The organism is Methylobacterium mesophilicum, from assembly GCF_022179445.1.
GTDB lineage: Bacteria > Pseudomonadota > Alphaproteobacteria > Rhizobiales > Beijerinckiaceae > Methylobacterium > Methylobacterium mesophilicum.
The window spans coordinates 1-14013 of record NZ_BPQU01000012.1 but is presented as its reverse complement, the minus strand read 5'-3'; the positions used below and the strand labels follow the sequence as shown (position 1 = coordinate 14013).

Sequence of the window (14013 nt, the reverse complement as noted above, 5' to 3'; positions counted from 1 at the left end):
CGATGCCGCTGATCCTGGAGACCATCGTCACCACGCTTGCGCCGTCCGGTGACTTGCACCTCGTGCCGTTCGGGCTGATCGGCGACGAAGACGGCTACGTGCTGGCGCCGTTCCGACCCTCACCGACCATCGTCAATCTCGAGGCCAATCCGTGCTTCGCGGCGTCGAGCCCGCGGGACATCCGGGTGATCGCGGGCGCTGTGACGGGCCGGCGCGAATGGCCGACCGTGGCGTGCGCGGCCATTGCCGGCCGGCGGCTGGCCGACAGTTTCGGCCACGCCGAGTTCCAGGTCGCATCGGTCGAGGACCACGAGACCCGGCCGCGCTTCCGCGGCCGCCTCGTGCATTCGGCCGCCCACGCGCCGTTCATCGGCTACAACCGCGCCCAAGCCGCGGTGCTCGAGGCGGCGATCCTCTCGACCCGGCTCCACATGCTTGAGCCGGACAAGGTGTTGACGGAGATGGCCTACCTCGCCATCGCCATCAGCAAGACCGCGGGCCCGCGCGAGCGCGAGGCCTGGGGCTGGATCGAGGACAAGGTCGCGGAGGCTTTCGGGGCCGAAGCGCGCATTCTCGGTCGGGACGCAAGCTAGATCCGTATCCGAGAGATCGAATGCGGCTCTGACACTCACTTGTGACACGCTCTCGGACGCAGAACCGGTATCTCGATGCCGGACCGCGCCCCGGAGGCGGGAGGAGCAATACACGATGAAGAAAATGACCCTGGCCCTGGCGGCCACGGCCGCCCTGGTGGCGGCGACCGCGCAGGCCCATGGCCCGACCCGGCGCAAGATTTCCGAGTCGATCGAGATCAACGCCCCGGCCGACAAGGTCTGGGCCGTGATCGGCGACGTCAAGAACGCCGACTGGATGGAGAACGTCACCAAGACCGAGGTCAGCGGCGACGTGCCGAACAAGTTCAAGCGCACCCTCACGCTGAAGAACGGCAACCAAATCCAAGAGACCAGCAACAAGTACAAGCCGGACGAGAAGCTGTTCTCGTACTATATCGAGAAGGTCGATGTGAAGGACCTGCCGGCCAACGACTATTCTGCCACGATCACGGTGGAGCCCGCGGGCGACGCCAAGTCCAAGGTCGAGTGGAAGGCTGCCTTCTATCGCGGCTACATGAACAACGATCCGCCGCCCGAGCTCAACGACGAAGCCTCTGAGAAGGGTGTGGGCGCCTGGATCAAGGCAAGCCTCGCCAACCTGAAGGCCAAGGTCGAGAAGGGCTCGTGAGCCTGCGCGGGTTTCGCAAAAGCGTCCTGCGGTTTTGCGATACGAACCTGCGTCGTCACCTCAAATGCGGCCAGGCGGCGTTCGTCGCCGGCCTCGCCCTGACCGCGACGTACGCCCGCGCCGAACAGGCGCGGGAGGCGATCGTGACAACCCAGCTTGGCGGCGCGGTCGAAATTGTCGACCTCGCCGCCGGTAAGGTGGTGCGTAGCATCAAACTCGACGGGGCGCCGGCTGGGATCGCCCTGTCGCCCGATCGCAAGCGGGCGTATGTCACGCGGCCCGAAGGTCACGGTCTCGCGGTGCTCGATCTCGATGCCGGCGTCGTTGCCGCGGAAGTGCCGCTGCCGGGTGGGCCGCTGGGCGTCGCCGCTGATCCGAGGGGTGGCAAAGTCTACGTGGCGGATTGGTACGGAAACCGCCTGTTCGTTCTGACCGAACGTGACGGCCGCCTGATCCCCGACGGCGAAATCGCGGTCGGCGCCTCTCCATCCGGTATCGCCGTTTCGCCCGACGGGGCGACCCTCTACGTCGCCAACCGGGAGGCCGACACGGTCTCTGTGGTCGATGCCGACGCCCGCAAGGAAACCAAGGTCATCCCGGTCGGGCAACACCCGTTCGGGATTACTCTCGACGCCCCCACGGGCCGCGCCTATACGGCGAACGTAACCAGCGACGACGTCTCCGTGATCGACCTCGCGGCCGGTCGGGAGATCGGCCGGATCCCAACCGGCCGGCGACCCTACGTGATCGCCCTCACGCAAGGGCGCGGCTTCGTGACCGACCAGTATGCCGGCAGCGTCACAGCCTTCGATCTTACGACCCTAAAGCCGCTCGCCGATATCGACGTGGGTGATCATCCCGAGGGCATCGCGGCCGACGCCGGCGGTCGCCTCTACGTCGCCAACTGGGGTGACAACACGCTGAGTGTCCTCGACGGCCGGACGCTGAAGGTGCTGAAGACCATCCCGACTGGGAACGGTCCCCGCGCGTTCGGCGACTTCCTGCGGTAGTGCAACTGCACGGTTGTCGGATTACGGGTCGCGCCCTCGCCTTCGTCGCCCCATTCAATGGCGGCGGCCGCTTCTAACAGGTCGCCATCACGGGAGCGTGGCACTTGCCGTTGCGATTGGCGACGGCATTTGACTGGGACCCCAAAGCGAGGCTGTGGCGTGCGAGGCCTGAGCGGCCTGCTGGAGCAACCTCGAATAGAACGCCGTACCGGACAACCGCGACACAGCTCAGGAGGGCGGCAGGCGCGGCGCAGCCTAAGGATCGGAACACGCCAAAATCCCGATGTGGCCGGCGAGACCGATCCGGAACGCCTGCACTGCGGTCCGCGCCGTCACGGCTCCGTCGGCGAAGAAGTCTGCCGAGGGCTGCAAGAAAGCCACCGCCGGAGAACCGAGCAGGCTGCGTGTGAAATGCGACGAGGAACTCCGAAACAGCAAAGTTGCTTGCCCTGTCATGCCGGACAGGACACCCACGAAGAAGAAAACGCCGGCAAAGCCGAGGCGGGCTAACGCGGTCGAGAGACCGCCTGCCAAGGTCGGCATGGCCACCCAACTCGCCGCGATCCAGGACCGCTACCGTCGCGCGATGACGGCTGCCCTCGATCACCCGCATCGCGAGCAAGGCGATCTGATCCGCATCGCCCTGGCCGCCCTGCTGGCCGAGAAAGCCGCGCTCGGCGTCGCGGACGGTCAAGAGATGGCGGAGGCTTTGGAGTCGTAGTTCCTGGCGCCTATGTGTAGGCAACCGCCCGCCTCGAACGCGTCGCTGCCCAACCGACCAGGCAGAACGCTCTCGATGCGAGCGGGGTCTCTGTCCCCATCCGTTATGTCAAATCCGCAGAACGACCGGATTGCTCAGTCCAGCTGACGGTGTGGCGCCCGACGGTAAGCGATCCGGGCCAGAATCAGGGCGCCGCCGATCTGGAGGAAGCCGGATTCACCCAGATCCGCCGGCGCATAATGCGCCTGGATCAGCAGCCGGGTCAGTGCGTTCAGCGCGAGGAGAGTCAGGCAGAAAGCTCCTGCAGCGAGCAGGCTGGCGACGAACTCGGGCATGCTTCGTCTCCCGTGTCGAACACGGACAGAGTAGCAAGCCCTACGCCAAGAGGAAGTCTGGTGTCGTCGATCAGCGCTTCCTACTTGGCGCGGCCGGAGTGGCTGCCTGAGCCGCCGGCGCCACCAGTCGGGGTGTTTCCACCGAAAGGCGCTTCACCGGCCAGCCGTCGCTCCAGCGCTCCATGTCCGCGAGCCGCGGATTGTTCTTCATCGCATTCGCGTCCGACCCGGCGAAGGCCGCGGCAGCGGCGATGTCGAAGGTCTTCCAGAAGCCGAGGTAGTCCAGCGCATCGACGCGGGCGATGTTGATCTGCGAGACCAGCGTCTGCTGTTCGCCGGTCAACGCCATGTCGGCGGACCACCGGAATGGCGGCGGCTTCGGAGCGTCCTTGGCCGCGTCCTTGGGCTCCGGCCCAGGCTTGATCGCGCCGCCGTCGTAGGCGGTGTCGGTGCCGGCGGGAGCCGCGAGCGTGGCCGTCAGGGCCGGGAAGCCGTGATCGTCCGAGAGGGCACGGATGAACAGCTTCCGTTCCAGCGGTACGGCACTCGCCTCGCGTAGCAGCCGCTTCGCCGCAAGGTCCGCCGCCCGGGTATCCTTGTCGCCCACCATGGCAATGAGCAGGGTGGAAGGATCGATGCCGGAGAGTTCCGTCAGCGCGATACCGCGCGATTTCGGGCCGCTGGCGATGCCGCCCGGCGCAGCCATGAAGATCAGTTTCGGGACGGGCAGGCCGTGCTGCTTGGCGTCGGCGGCCATGTCCATGGCGAGCGGGGCGCCGGCCAGATGTCCGATGAGAACGACGCGGCCGAGATCGGGTTTTGCGTCTGCGTCGGAGGCCAGGTCTGCCAGTGCCGCTTTGACCAGGCCGTCGGCGAGGCCGGGTGCGTCGGCTGGGCGGGTCCGGTTCACCTCTTGGAAGCGCGGATACAGCACGAGCCAGCCCTGACGAGTGAGATGGTCGATCCAACCGCCGTAGCTTTGCGGATTGACCACACCCCATCCGTGCAGGAACACGACCACTGGCCGGCCGGCCTCGGGCGCGGTACCGGCAGCGTGGAACGCGAACGTCGTAGCGGATCCCCGCCCGAGCAGGCGCTTAACGATCGTCGCCTTGCGGTCTCCGAATCCGCCGGCTCCTTCCGACGGCTGCGGCGGTGGGGATGCAGCTCGAGCGGCACTCAACCCCGCAAGCGTCAGGATCACACCGACGGCGAGCGATCCACGAAGAGCATTGAGACGCATGAGGGGCTCGACTGAGAGACGCAATGCGCCGGCAGGTCAGAGCGCGCTGAATAGCAGATTCATTCGCCTTGGCGACTCATCCCGATAGGATCGGTCAGGCGCCGTAAGCGCGCTCGGATTCCGGATGGTCCAGACGTTCGGCCAGGGCCAGGATCTCGGCTGGGACCGCATCGGCGACAGGACTGTAATGCGCGCGCAACTCGTCGGTCACCGTATCGAGGATATCGGCCTCTGGACGATCGTCCCACGAGCGCCGACGCAGGGAATCGGCATAGTTGGCAGCGACGATGAGCATGATTGATCTGAGCTGCCGACGGAGTTGTTCGGGATCGGGCGGCTAGCGCCCCGGGAGTGCCGTACAACCCGGAGTAGGTCTCAGGTTTCCAGACCCGGCGTAATTAATTTTCCGCCCGGTCCGATCACCGCCGGGCCGGTCGACACCGAGGGACGGCCCGCGGCCTGCTCGACCCAGGCCAGAATATCCTCGGCGCGCCAGGGCTTCGGGATGAAGGTCGCCGACATGCGTAGGTCGCTCGGCTGGTCGCCCGCATCCCCGGAGGTGAGCAGCACACGGACGCGCGGCCAGGTCACGCCGATAATCCGCGCAAGTTCGAATCCGCCGATCGGTCCGGGCGTACGCACATCGGAGAACACGACACTGACTTCGTCGGCACGGTCGTTGAGGATGGCGAGAGCCAGTTCGGCAGTCTCGGCCTCAATCACCGTGAAGCCAGTATCCTCCAGGAGAGTGGCCGCGAGGAAGCGCTCGTCGGGTTGGTCCTCCACGACGAGGATCACGGGCTTCTGTCCGGGCTGTACCGAGTCGCTCATGGGCCGGGACACTCTACAGGGGCTGAACGGCGGTCGCGACGATCGGTTCAACGCTCTGATCGTCGCGAAGGGCCGGACCCGCGCAGGCACAGATCCTCCTGCGACCCTCGCATATTCGGCAAGTTGTGGCCGTGTCCCGGGAAGCACAGCCATCCAGGAACATCCCGCCAAGACCGCCAGGAGCGGTTTGATCAGCCGACGCCGTTGGCTTTCAGGAAGGCGAGAGCGCGGGCCCAGCCATCCTCGGCCGCGTCCTTGCGGTAGCTCGGGCGATAATCCGCATGAAATCCGTGCGGCGCATCCGGGTAGATCACGAGTTCGACGCTCCTGCCCGCATGCCTGGCCTTGTCGCGAGCTTCCTCTGCGGATGCGGGCGGGATGCCGGTGTCGGCGCCACCGTAGAGGGCAAGCAACGGCGCATGGATCTCGGCCGCCACATCTCCGGCGGTGCGCGGCTGAATATCGGTCCGATCGCCGCCCAGTGGTCCGTACCAAGCGACCGCCGCCTTCAAGTCGCGACGATGCGCCGCGTAAAGCCAGGCGTCGCGACCACCTCGGCACCACCCCATCACGCCGAGTCGGCCGGCATCGCCCTTGGCAGCGGAGGCCGCCCAAGCCGCGGTGGCGTCGAGATCGCCGATCCACTGTGCGTCCGGCGTTTTCGAGATGACGTCCCGGATGATGATCTTAGGATCCGTCATGGTCGAGAGGTCGCCCTGCCGGGCGTAGAGTTCGGGTGCGACGGCGCAGTAGCCGGCCTTGGCGAGGCGACGGCAGATATCCTTGATATACTCGTGGACCCCGAAGATCTCTTCGATCACCAGTACGACAGGAAAAGGCCCCTCCCCGGCGGGCACCGCCCTGTAGGCTGGCATCGGACCGTCGGCCGCCGGGATCTTGACCTCGCCCGCCTCGATACCGGTCGCATCGGTGTGAATCACCTGCGCCTCGACACGGGTCGTGGCGACAGTCAGACCGCTGATGAGACTGGTCATCACGAAGCCGCGCCGCGACAATGGCGGTGTCACCAACCCGTCGAGTCCGGCGTGATTGCTGTCTGCCATGATCTTCCCTCCCGCGGTACAGCGTAGAGGGCTATCTGCCGGCACCGGCCGTGGTCAAATGCGACCCCGGCACGAACTGGCGTTCACGCGCCTGCCGCCGCCAAGGCGCGCGCGGCCGGCTCGGCGGCGATGCGGACCGTTGCCGGAACGGCGCGGGGCTTCAGCACGTCGGCAAGCGTAACGAAGCCGTCCGACGTGGATGCGTCCCCTGCCCGGATCCCGTAACCCAGCGCGAAGGATCGGGTCAGGCCGGCGTCGCGCGCGATTCCGAAGCGGTCGAGCGCTGCCAGGAACGCCTCGCGAAACAGACTCGGCCGGCACCAGCTCTTCTCGGCCAATTGTAGGGGCCAGTCCCAAAGGCCCTCGGCACGCCGTATCGTCACGGCGTCCCGGCTGATGAAGTAACCGGTAGCGCGGTGCTCAAGCCCATCCACGCTAACCGACCAATCGTCGTTGCCGAACAATTCGGCATCGGCCACGTCGCTCATCGGGTCCTCCGCGCAGGGCCGGCACTCCGAAGCACCGGAACAATTCCGGAACATTGGCGCGGAACATCCCGACGGTCAAGGCCATTGTTCCCGCTGCGTTCGCGGCAGGCCCGATCGCTTCATCGCTCCTTGAACAAAGGGTGCTCGACCCGGTCGCCGACTTGAATCCCGAGCTTAGCGGCGGTCCCGGCATTGAGTTCGAGCACAGCGGAGACAGGGCCGCCGGACGGGATGATCGCGGTCGAAAGCGGCTCGGTGTCGGCTGCGATCCGGCTCACGGTCCCATCCGGGCGGATGAACAACATGTCGAGGGGGAGATAGGTGTTCTTCATCCACATGGTCACGGGTTCGGCGCGTTCGAAATCGAACAGCATGCCATGCTCGGGCGCCATGTGCCGGCGGAACATCAGCCCGCGGGATCGGCTGGCGTCGTCACGCATCACTTCGACGTCGAACCGCTTCGGCCCGGCCTTGGTGGCGATGATCAGCGGCTCTGTCTTGGCGGCGTTCTGCGGCGCCGCGCTCTGGGCAGTGGCCTGGTGAACGGGAACCGGTGCGACCAGGATGAGGCAGGCTATGGCCGCCGCCTGCGAGACGCGGAAAAGAACTCTCAAGGACTGCCTCTCGGGAAACGCGATCGCGGGCGGTGTGCCGACCGCGGGTACAGATAGCGCGCGCGAATTGGGGCGTCAGTGCGAGGCCGGGAGCGCCCCGTCGACGAGACGGATCTCGGCCGCCATCACACCTTTGGAGCCGTCACCGTAGCGTACCAATACGGCGTCGCCTGGCTTGAGTTCGGCGATGCCGTAGCGGCGCAGAGTTTCCATGTGGACGAAAATGTCGGGTGTGCCGTCGCCGCGGGTCAGGAAGCCGAAGCCGCGCAAGCGGTTGAACCACTTCACCACCGCCGTCTCCAGGCCGCTCGTGGGCGTGACCGAGACATGGGTGCGCGGCATCGGCATCTCGGAGGGATGCACAGCCGCGGACTGGTCGAGAGACAGGACTTTGAACGCCTGCCAGCCGCGCGGGCGCTCCACCGCCTCGACAACGATGCGCGCGCCCTCGCTGGCCGCCTGGAACCCGTCCCGCCGAAGGCAGGTGACGTGCAGCAGGATGTCGGGGGCGCCGTCGTCAGGTACGATGAAGCCGAAGCCCTTGGACACGTCGAACCATTTGATGCGGCCGGAGACCTCCACGAGGTCGAAAGCCTCGTCCTCGCCGGCCGCCGCTTCGGCGACACGGCTGTCCTCGATCCGACTGGGGTTCTGCGGCCCGGATCCGCGTTCATCAGACATGGCCGAGCAACCTACACCGAATCACGCCGCGCGCTCTCACAACAAGATTAACGAAGTCCTGATTCGCGGAAAGCCCATATGACCGGCATTGGAGCCCTAGCGAGTTGCAATCTTGCCTGGGGGAGGCAGGTCCGCAACAGTCGATCGGTCGCAGGGAGAGCCGAATTGGGCGTCCTGTCGCTATCAAGGCATCTGGTTCGCCCGCCTTATGGCTTCCAATCAGGTTTCTGCGACCGTCGTGGGCCCGCGTTCACGTCTTCGAGAGCAATCGCGATATGGGTCCGGGCGCGTTGCGGCTTCGAGTAGCGGTGGCGTCCGAGGTCCAGGCGTGGTTTGAGCCCATCGCCATGTCGATAGTGCCCACACCTCCCGAGCCCCTTGAGCCGCCCACGCGCGCCGCACCGGCAGGCCGCTACCCGATCATCGATGCGGCGCGGGCGGCGGCCCTCGTGGCGATGGCGAGCTACCACACGCTTTGGGACCTCGGCTTCCTGCGGCTGACGGCCGAGAATTATGCTCTGACGGCGGCGGGCCATCGGGCGGCGGAGACGATCGCCGGGACCTTCCTCACCCTTGTCGGCGTCGGACTTGTGCTGATGAACGGGCGCGGCATCCGTCCGCGCCAGACCGTGCTGCGGCTCGCGCGGATCGGTGGGGCGGCGCTCCTCGTCACACTCGGGACCTGGATCGCCTTTCCCGACGCGTACGTCTTCTTCGGCATCCTGCACTGCATCGCCGTCTCGAGCGTACTCGGCCTGCCGTTCCTCTTCGCCCCCTTAGCCGTGACGGCACTCGCCGCGGTGGCGGTCTTCGCCATGCCTCTCCTGGTGCACGCGTCTCTCCTCGATGACCCGATCTTGTTCTTCCTCGGCCTCGGTTCCGGGACGCCGCGAACCAACGATTACGTGCCGCTGTTCCCGTGGTTCGGGTTCGTCCTGTCGGGGATCGTCCTCGGGCGGCTCGGCCTGCCGCGTCTTGCGCGATCCCGGTTCGGCAACTGGACGCCGCGTTCGGCGCTTGGGCGTGCGGCGACGTTCTTGGGGCGCCACAGCCTGATCGTGTACCTCGTCCACCAGCCCGTGCTGCTCGGGCTGCTCACCGGCCTCGTCACCCTGACGGGACCGAACCCGATGGCCGGTCTGCGCGCGTTCCGGGCCGATTACGTGACGATCTGCTCACGAACCGGCGGCGAGCCGCCGCTCTGCCGCATCGCAGCCCGGTGCACCTCCGACGCGCTGCTCAAGGAGGATCTGTTTCGCGAGGATGGCCGCCCGTTCAGTCCGGCGGAGCGGTCGCGGGCACAAGCCCTATCGCAGGGCTGCTACGGGGCGATCGAGGCGGCCTCGCGGATGCCGAGGTAAAGTCGCGGCTGCGCTGCACGATGGCGCACGGTCCGTCCTACCCACCACCTTGGTCCTGAGACGAACGGATCGCGGGCTTCGGGGTAGCCGGCCGGGGATCGTCGAACGATCGGGAGAACTCTCGAGAGGCTTCCGCCTTGCGTCGGCCTCCGAGGAACAGGGCGCGGGCAGGATGAGATTCCCTGCCCGTGCAATCATCAACCCGCCGCGCGAAATCCGAAACAATCAGTCCTTGGCGCGTTCGACGTAGGCGCCGTCCGCCGTCATCACGACGACGCGGGTACCGGCAGCAATGTGCGGCGGCACGGTGGTGCGCACGCCGTTCGAGAGGGTGGCCGGCTTGTAGGACGAAGAGGCGGTCTGGCCCTTAAGGACCGGCTCGGTCTCGGTGACCTCCAGGGTCACCCGCTGGGGAAGCTCGATGGTCAGCGGCACGTCGTTATGGCTCGACAGCATCACGGCCATGCCCTCCTGCAGGTAGGGGGCGGCATCGCCGACCACGTCCGCCGGCACCGCGACCTGCTCGTAGCTCTCGGGGTTCATGAAGTGGAACCCCTCGGCGTCGCTGTACAGGAAGGTGTGCTCGCGATCCTCCACGAAGGCCCGCTCGACCTGCTCGGTGGTCCGGTAGCGCTCGGACACCTTCACGCCGTCCGTGATGCGGCGCATGTCGAGCTGGGTCACCGGGGTGCCCTTGCCGGGGTGGATGTTCTCGACGAACAGGATCACGTAGAGCTTGCCGTCCTTGTCGACGACGTTGCCCTTGCGGAGCGTTGAGGCGATCACCTTCACGGAATTCGGTCCTGCATTGACAAGGCGGGTCGGCACGCGCCAAGCGCGTGCACTGGATCTCAGGCCCCGCCACTATCGCATCTGCGGCGTGGTTGCCAGCCGGCGAACCTCAACCGGCGGTCTCGGCACGCGGCACCGATGCGTCCCCGACGTGGATCGGAGGCGAACCTGGCGCCCGGTTCACACTCAGGCCCGCTCGCTCGTGCCTGGGGCCGGCCATGCTGGAGACCGATTGTGACCGGAGCCGTCTCGCCCTGGTGGGCGCCTGACCGCCACGCCGACCGCCGGCCTCGCCTGTTGCTGCGCAACCGGATCCTGGCCGCGTTCCGGGCCTGGTTTGCGGAGCGGGATTTCGTCGAGGCCGAGACCGCCTGCCTGCAGGTCTCGCCCGGTAACGAGGCGCATCTCTCGGCGTTTGCCACAGAGGCGATCGGCGGGAGTGGCGCGCGGACGCCGCTCTACCTGCACACCTCTCCTGAATTTGCCTGCAAGAAGCTGCTGGCGGCAGGCGAGGCGCGGCTGCTCAGCGTCGCCCGGGTGTTCCGAAACCGCGAGCGCGGCCCGCTTCACCACCCCGAATTCACCATGCTGGAATGGTACCGCGCCGGGGTGCCGTACACGGCGTTGATGGTGGATTGCGCCGAGCTTCTGGCGCTCGCCGCCGAGACCGCCGGCACGCGCCGGTTCGTCTACCGGGGCCGGGAGGCCGACCCTTTCGCGGAGGCCGAGCGGCTGACCCTGGCCGAGGCCTTCGCGCGCTTCGCCGGCATCGACCTGCTGGCCACGATAACGCCGCGTGGCGAGACCGACCGCGACGCCCTTGCCGGCGCCGTGACGGCGGCGGACCTGCGGGTGGCCCCGGATGACACGTGGGCGGATCTGTTTTCCCGGGTTCTGGTGGCGCGGATCGAGCCGCATCTCGGCATCGGGCGCCCGACGATCCTGTGCGAATACCCGATCGGCGAGGCGGCTTTGGCCCGCCCGGTGCCGGGCGATCCGCGGGTGTCCGAACGGTTCGAACTCTATGCCTGCGGCGTCGAACTCGCCAATGCCTTCGGCGAGTTGACAGACCCGGTGACGTTACGCCGACGTTTCGACACGGAGATGGCGGTGAAGCTGCGCGTTTACGACGAAGCCTACCCGATCGACCCCGACTTCTTCGAAGCATTGGCGGTGATGCCCGATGCGTCGGGGATCGCCCTCGGGTTCGACCGCTTGGCCATGCTGGCCTGCGGGGCCGATCGCGTCGACGACGTCATCTGGACGCCGGTGGCGGAGACCTTGCCATGAACCGCACGCTTCGCAGCGCCGCCGACTTGGCCGAGGCCGGGTTGCTGTCCGGCCCGGAGGCGGAGGCGTTGCACGATGTGCTGGCCCGCTACGCCGTCTCGGTCACCCCGGACATGGCGGAGCTCATCGACCGGGACGACCCGGCGGATCCGATCGCCCGCCAGTTCGTGCCGCGGGCCGAAGAGGCCGTCGCCGCCCCGGAGGAGCGCGCCGACCCGATCGGCGACGAAGCGCACGCTCCGGTTGTGGGCATCGTTCACCGCTACCCCGACCGGGTGCTGCTGAAGCCGTTGCACATCTGCCCGGTCTATTGCCGGTTCTGTTTCCGCCGGGAGATGGTCGGGCCGGACGGCCTCGGCTCCCTGACCGACGCGGAACTCGATGGCGCCCTCGCCTACATCGCGCAGGATCCGCGGATCTGGGAGGTCGTCGTCACCGGCGGCGACCCGTTCGCGCTCTCGCCCCGCCGGCTCGGCGCGATCGCCGGGCGGCTGTCGGCGATCGCGCATGTCCGGGTGATGCGGATCCACACCCGCGTACCGGTGGTGAAGCCCGACCTCGTCGGCGGCGATCTGGTGCGGTCCCTTAAGCGGTTCGGGCGCGCGGTGTTCGTGGCGCTCCACGCCAACCACCCGCGCGAGTTCACCCCGGCGGCTCAAGAAGCCTGCGCCCGGCTGGTCGATGCCGGGATCCCGATGGTCAGCCAGTCGGTGCTGCTGCGCGGGGTCAACGACGATCCCGCGACCCTCGAGGCGCTGATGCGGACCTTCGTGGAGAACCGGATCAAGCCCTACTACCTGCATCACGGCGACCTGGCCCCAGGCACGGGCCATCTGCGAACCAGCCTCGACGCGGGACAGGCGCTGATGCGCGCCCTGCGCGGTCGCCTCTCGGGTCTGGCCCAGCCGACCTACGTGCTCGACATTCCAGGCGGCCACGGCAAGGTGCCGGTCGGGCCCGGGTACCTGCGCGAGGCGGCCGACGGCACGCGGGTGACCGATCCGAACGGGTGCGAGCACGCCTACCCACCGAAAGTCTGAGGGAGGTCTTGGTGACGATGCGCAAGCTCTGGGGGCGGCTCACCTCGGTGAACGTGCAGAAGGCGGTCTGGGGGCTCGACGAGGCCGGACTCGCCTACGAGCGGATCAACGCCGGCGGCGCTCACGGCGTCGTCGCCGATCCCGCCTATCGCGCCAAGAACCCGAACGGGCTGGTCCCGACCCTGGAGGAGGATGGGTTCGTCCTCTGGGAATCGAACGCCATCCTGCGCTACGTGGCCTCGACCGCGCCGGCCCTGGCGCTGCCGGCCGATCCGCGGGCCCGCGCCCACGTCGAGCAATGGCTGGACTGGCAGGCCACCACCTTCACGCCCGCCATGCGCGACGCGTTCTGGCAGCTCTACCGCTCGGCGAATCCCGACCGGACGGTGGTCGCAGCCTCGATCACGCGCTCGGAGGCGCTGGCGGCCATCCTGGATGCGCACCTGGCGGACCGAAATTACATGGTGGGCGACGGCTTCGGCATCGCCGACATCGCGCTCGGCTGCGCCGCCCATCGCTGGCTGAACCTGCCGGTCGAGCGCATCGAGCGCCCGGCCCTGCGCCGCTGGTACGAGCGGCTGGCCGGCAGGCCCGGCGCGTCTCGGGCGCTCGGCGAGCCGATCGCCTGAGCAGCCGTCTGGCTTTGGTGCATCGAGGCGCGATGGATGGTTGGGCGATCCCTGAAAGGTCCCTCGCAGCTCATTGATCCGTCGGACGAATCGAGGCTTGACCCGATCCAGCCTTTTCGAGGTGGTTGGATTAACTTCTACGCGCGGAGCGTTGGCAACGGGATCAGGCGTTTCAAACCGCGCTGGCGAGCTCCGGCGGCATGCGGCCATCTCTCACCAAGGTCATAGCCGAGAAGGCGGCACGGGAGGAAGCGGCAAGCTGCAGAGGGCCACCCTTCCCCCCACGGATCCCAGGTTTCCGCGGACACTTCGGCCGCTACCCCGTCATCCCGGGGCGCCGTAGGCGAGCCCGGAACCCAAAGCCGCGGACGGCGCAAGTCATTGATCCGATAGTGGTTCTGGATCCCGGGCTCCGCTTCACGGCCCCGGGACGACGAGGCTGTTTCCGGCCGAGCGGGGCGGACATCTGCCGACCGCTGCTGCAAACACTTTGAAACGTCTGGGACCTGATCCCTCAGCCTGTCACCCTCCCGCACTTGCTAGCGGAGTCACGCATCGGGTTCGGCAGGATACGCTGGGGACACCGCGGCTCTCCCTCCCCCCTCTGCGGGGGAGGTTGGCCCCCGAAGGGGGTCGGGAGAGGGGCAGCGCGACGCTGGTGGATGTGACTCC

At 67.5% G+C, this 14013-nt stretch carries 18 protein-coding genes; 8 read left to right on the top strand and 10 right to left on the bottom strand.

Translation table 11 applies throughout. The annotated features are described in order from the left end of the window. The first annotated feature begins 2 nt into the window (after positions 1–2). From MFF40_RS13725 to MFF40_RS13715, 3 genes are all read left to right on the top strand, one after another. Positions 3–593 carry a DUF447 domain-containing protein gene (locus MFF40_RS13725; RefSeq protein WP_147853952.1) on the top strand — a complete coding sequence of 197 codons (591 nt, stop codon included), beginning with the start codon at positions 3–5 and terminating at the stop codon, positions 591–593. 115 nt (positions 594–708) lie between these two features. Then, on the top strand, positions 709–1242 hold the full coding sequence (locus MFF40_RS13720; protein ID WP_147853951.1) for an SRPBCC family protein: 534 nt from the start codon (positions 709–711) through the stop codon (positions 1240–1242). A gap of 47 nt (positions 1243–1289) precedes the next feature. Further along, positions 1290–2252, top strand: a complete 963-nt coding sequence (locus tag MFF40_RS13715; protein WP_378994470.1) for a YncE family protein — start codon at positions 1290–1292, stop codon at positions 2250–2252. A gap of 255 nt (positions 2253–2507) precedes the next feature. On the opposite strand, the gene MFF40_RS13710 is transcribed toward MFF40_RS13715, so the two are convergent. Then, positions 2508–2795, bottom strand: a complete 288-nt coding sequence (locus MFF40_RS13710; RefSeq protein ID WP_187278183.1) for a hypothetical protein — start codon at positions 2793–2795, stop codon at positions 2508–2510. Between MFF40_RS13710 and MFF40_RS13705 the strand changes: the two genes are divergently transcribed. Then, entirely contained in the window at positions 2794–2973 is a 180-nt protein-coding gene (locus MFF40_RS13705; RefSeq protein WP_238260892.1) for a hypothetical protein, read from the top strand. The two genes, MFF40_RS13710 and MFF40_RS13705, sit on opposite strands and share 2 nt — an antisense overlap. 134 nt (positions 2974–3107) lie before the next feature. Here MFF40_RS13705 and MFF40_RS13700 read toward each other — a convergent pair whose 3' ends face one another. From MFF40_RS13700 to MFF40_RS13665, 8 genes are all read right to left on the bottom strand, one after another. Beyond that, a complete protein-coding gene (locus tag MFF40_RS13700) occupies positions 3108–3308 on the bottom strand; it encodes a hypothetical protein (protein WP_147898596.1) in 201 nt (66 codons plus the stop codon). A gap of 70 nt (positions 3309–3378) precedes the next feature. Further along, positions 3379–4551 carry a lipase family protein gene (locus MFF40_RS13695; RefSeq protein ID WP_238260891.1) on the bottom strand — a complete coding sequence of 391 codons (1173 nt, stop codon included), beginning with the start codon at positions 4549–4551 and terminating at the stop codon, positions 3379–3381. A gap of 94 nt (positions 4552–4645) precedes the next feature. Further along, positions 4646–4846, bottom strand: a complete 201-nt coding sequence (locus MFF40_RS13690) for a hypothetical protein (protein WP_147853947.1) — start codon at positions 4844–4846, stop codon at positions 4646–4648. Positions 4847–4926: 80 nt separating this feature from the next. After that, positions 4927–5382, bottom strand: coding sequence for a response regulator (locus MFF40_RS13685; RefSeq protein WP_238260889.1), 456 nt, complete (start codon positions 5380–5382; stop codon positions 4927–4929). 191 nt (positions 5383–5573) lie between these two features. Further along, a complete protein-coding gene (locus MFF40_RS13680) occupies positions 5574–6446 on the bottom strand; it encodes a dienelactone hydrolase family protein (RefSeq protein WP_238260887.1) in 873 nt (290 codons plus the stop codon). A gap of 83 nt (positions 6447–6529) precedes the next feature. After that, positions 6530–6934: a hypothetical protein gene (locus tag MFF40_RS13675; RefSeq protein WP_238260885.1), complete on the bottom strand. Its 405-nt coding sequence runs from the start codon at positions 6932–6934 to the stop codon at positions 6530–6532. A 119-nt stretch (positions 6935–7053) separates the two neighbouring features. Next, positions 7054–7548 (bottom strand): DUF192 domain-containing protein, encoded by a 495-nt coding sequence (locus MFF40_RS13670; protein ID WP_238260883.1) that lies wholly within the window; start codon positions 7546–7548, stop codon positions 7054–7056. Positions 7549–7623: 75 nt separating this feature from the next. After that, positions 7624–8229, bottom strand: a complete 606-nt coding sequence (locus MFF40_RS13665; protein ID WP_238260881.1) for a cold-shock protein — start codon at positions 8227–8229, stop codon at positions 7624–7626. Between the two features lie 347 nt (positions 8230–8576). Here MFF40_RS13665 and MFF40_RS13660 point away from each other — a divergent pair, with 347 nt between their 5' ends. Next, a complete protein-coding gene (locus tag MFF40_RS13660; RefSeq protein WP_238260879.1) occupies positions 8577–9590 on the top strand; it encodes a heparan-alpha-glucosaminide N-acetyltransferase in 1014 nt (337 codons plus the stop codon). A gap of 225 nt (positions 9591–9815) precedes the next feature. On the opposite strand, the gene efp is transcribed toward MFF40_RS13660, so the two are convergent. Beyond that, positions 9816–10382, bottom strand: a complete 567-nt coding sequence (gene efp, locus MFF40_RS13655) for an elongation factor P (protein WP_147853941.1) — start codon at positions 10380–10382, stop codon at positions 9816–9818. 234 nt (positions 10383–10616) lie between these two features. Here efp and epmA point away from each other — a divergent pair, with 234 nt between their 5' ends. Genes epmA through MFF40_RS13640 form a run of 3 tightly spaced genes read left to right on the top strand, consistent with a single transcriptional unit; the run spans position 10617 to position 13341 of the window. Beyond that, positions 10617–11672: an EF-P lysine aminoacylase EpmA gene (gene epmA / locus MFF40_RS13650; RefSeq protein WP_147898598.1), complete on the top strand. Its 1056-nt coding sequence runs from the start codon at positions 10617–10619 to the stop codon at positions 11670–11672. Further along, the gene (locus tag MFF40_RS13645; protein ID WP_147853939.1) at positions 11669–12712 is read left to right on the top strand and encodes a lysine-2,3-aminomutase-like protein; all 1044 of its coding nucleotides are present in this window, start codon (positions 11669–11671) and stop codon (positions 12710–12712) included. Before epmA ends, MFF40_RS13645 begins: the two co-directional genes overlap by 4 nt. A gap of 17 nt (positions 12713–12729) precedes the next feature. Beyond that, complete coding sequence (locus MFF40_RS13640; protein WP_238260966.1) at positions 12730–13341, top strand: glutathione S-transferase family protein; 612 nt, start codon at positions 12730–12732, stop codon at positions 13339–13341. Positions 13342–14013: the final 672 nt, after the last annotated feature.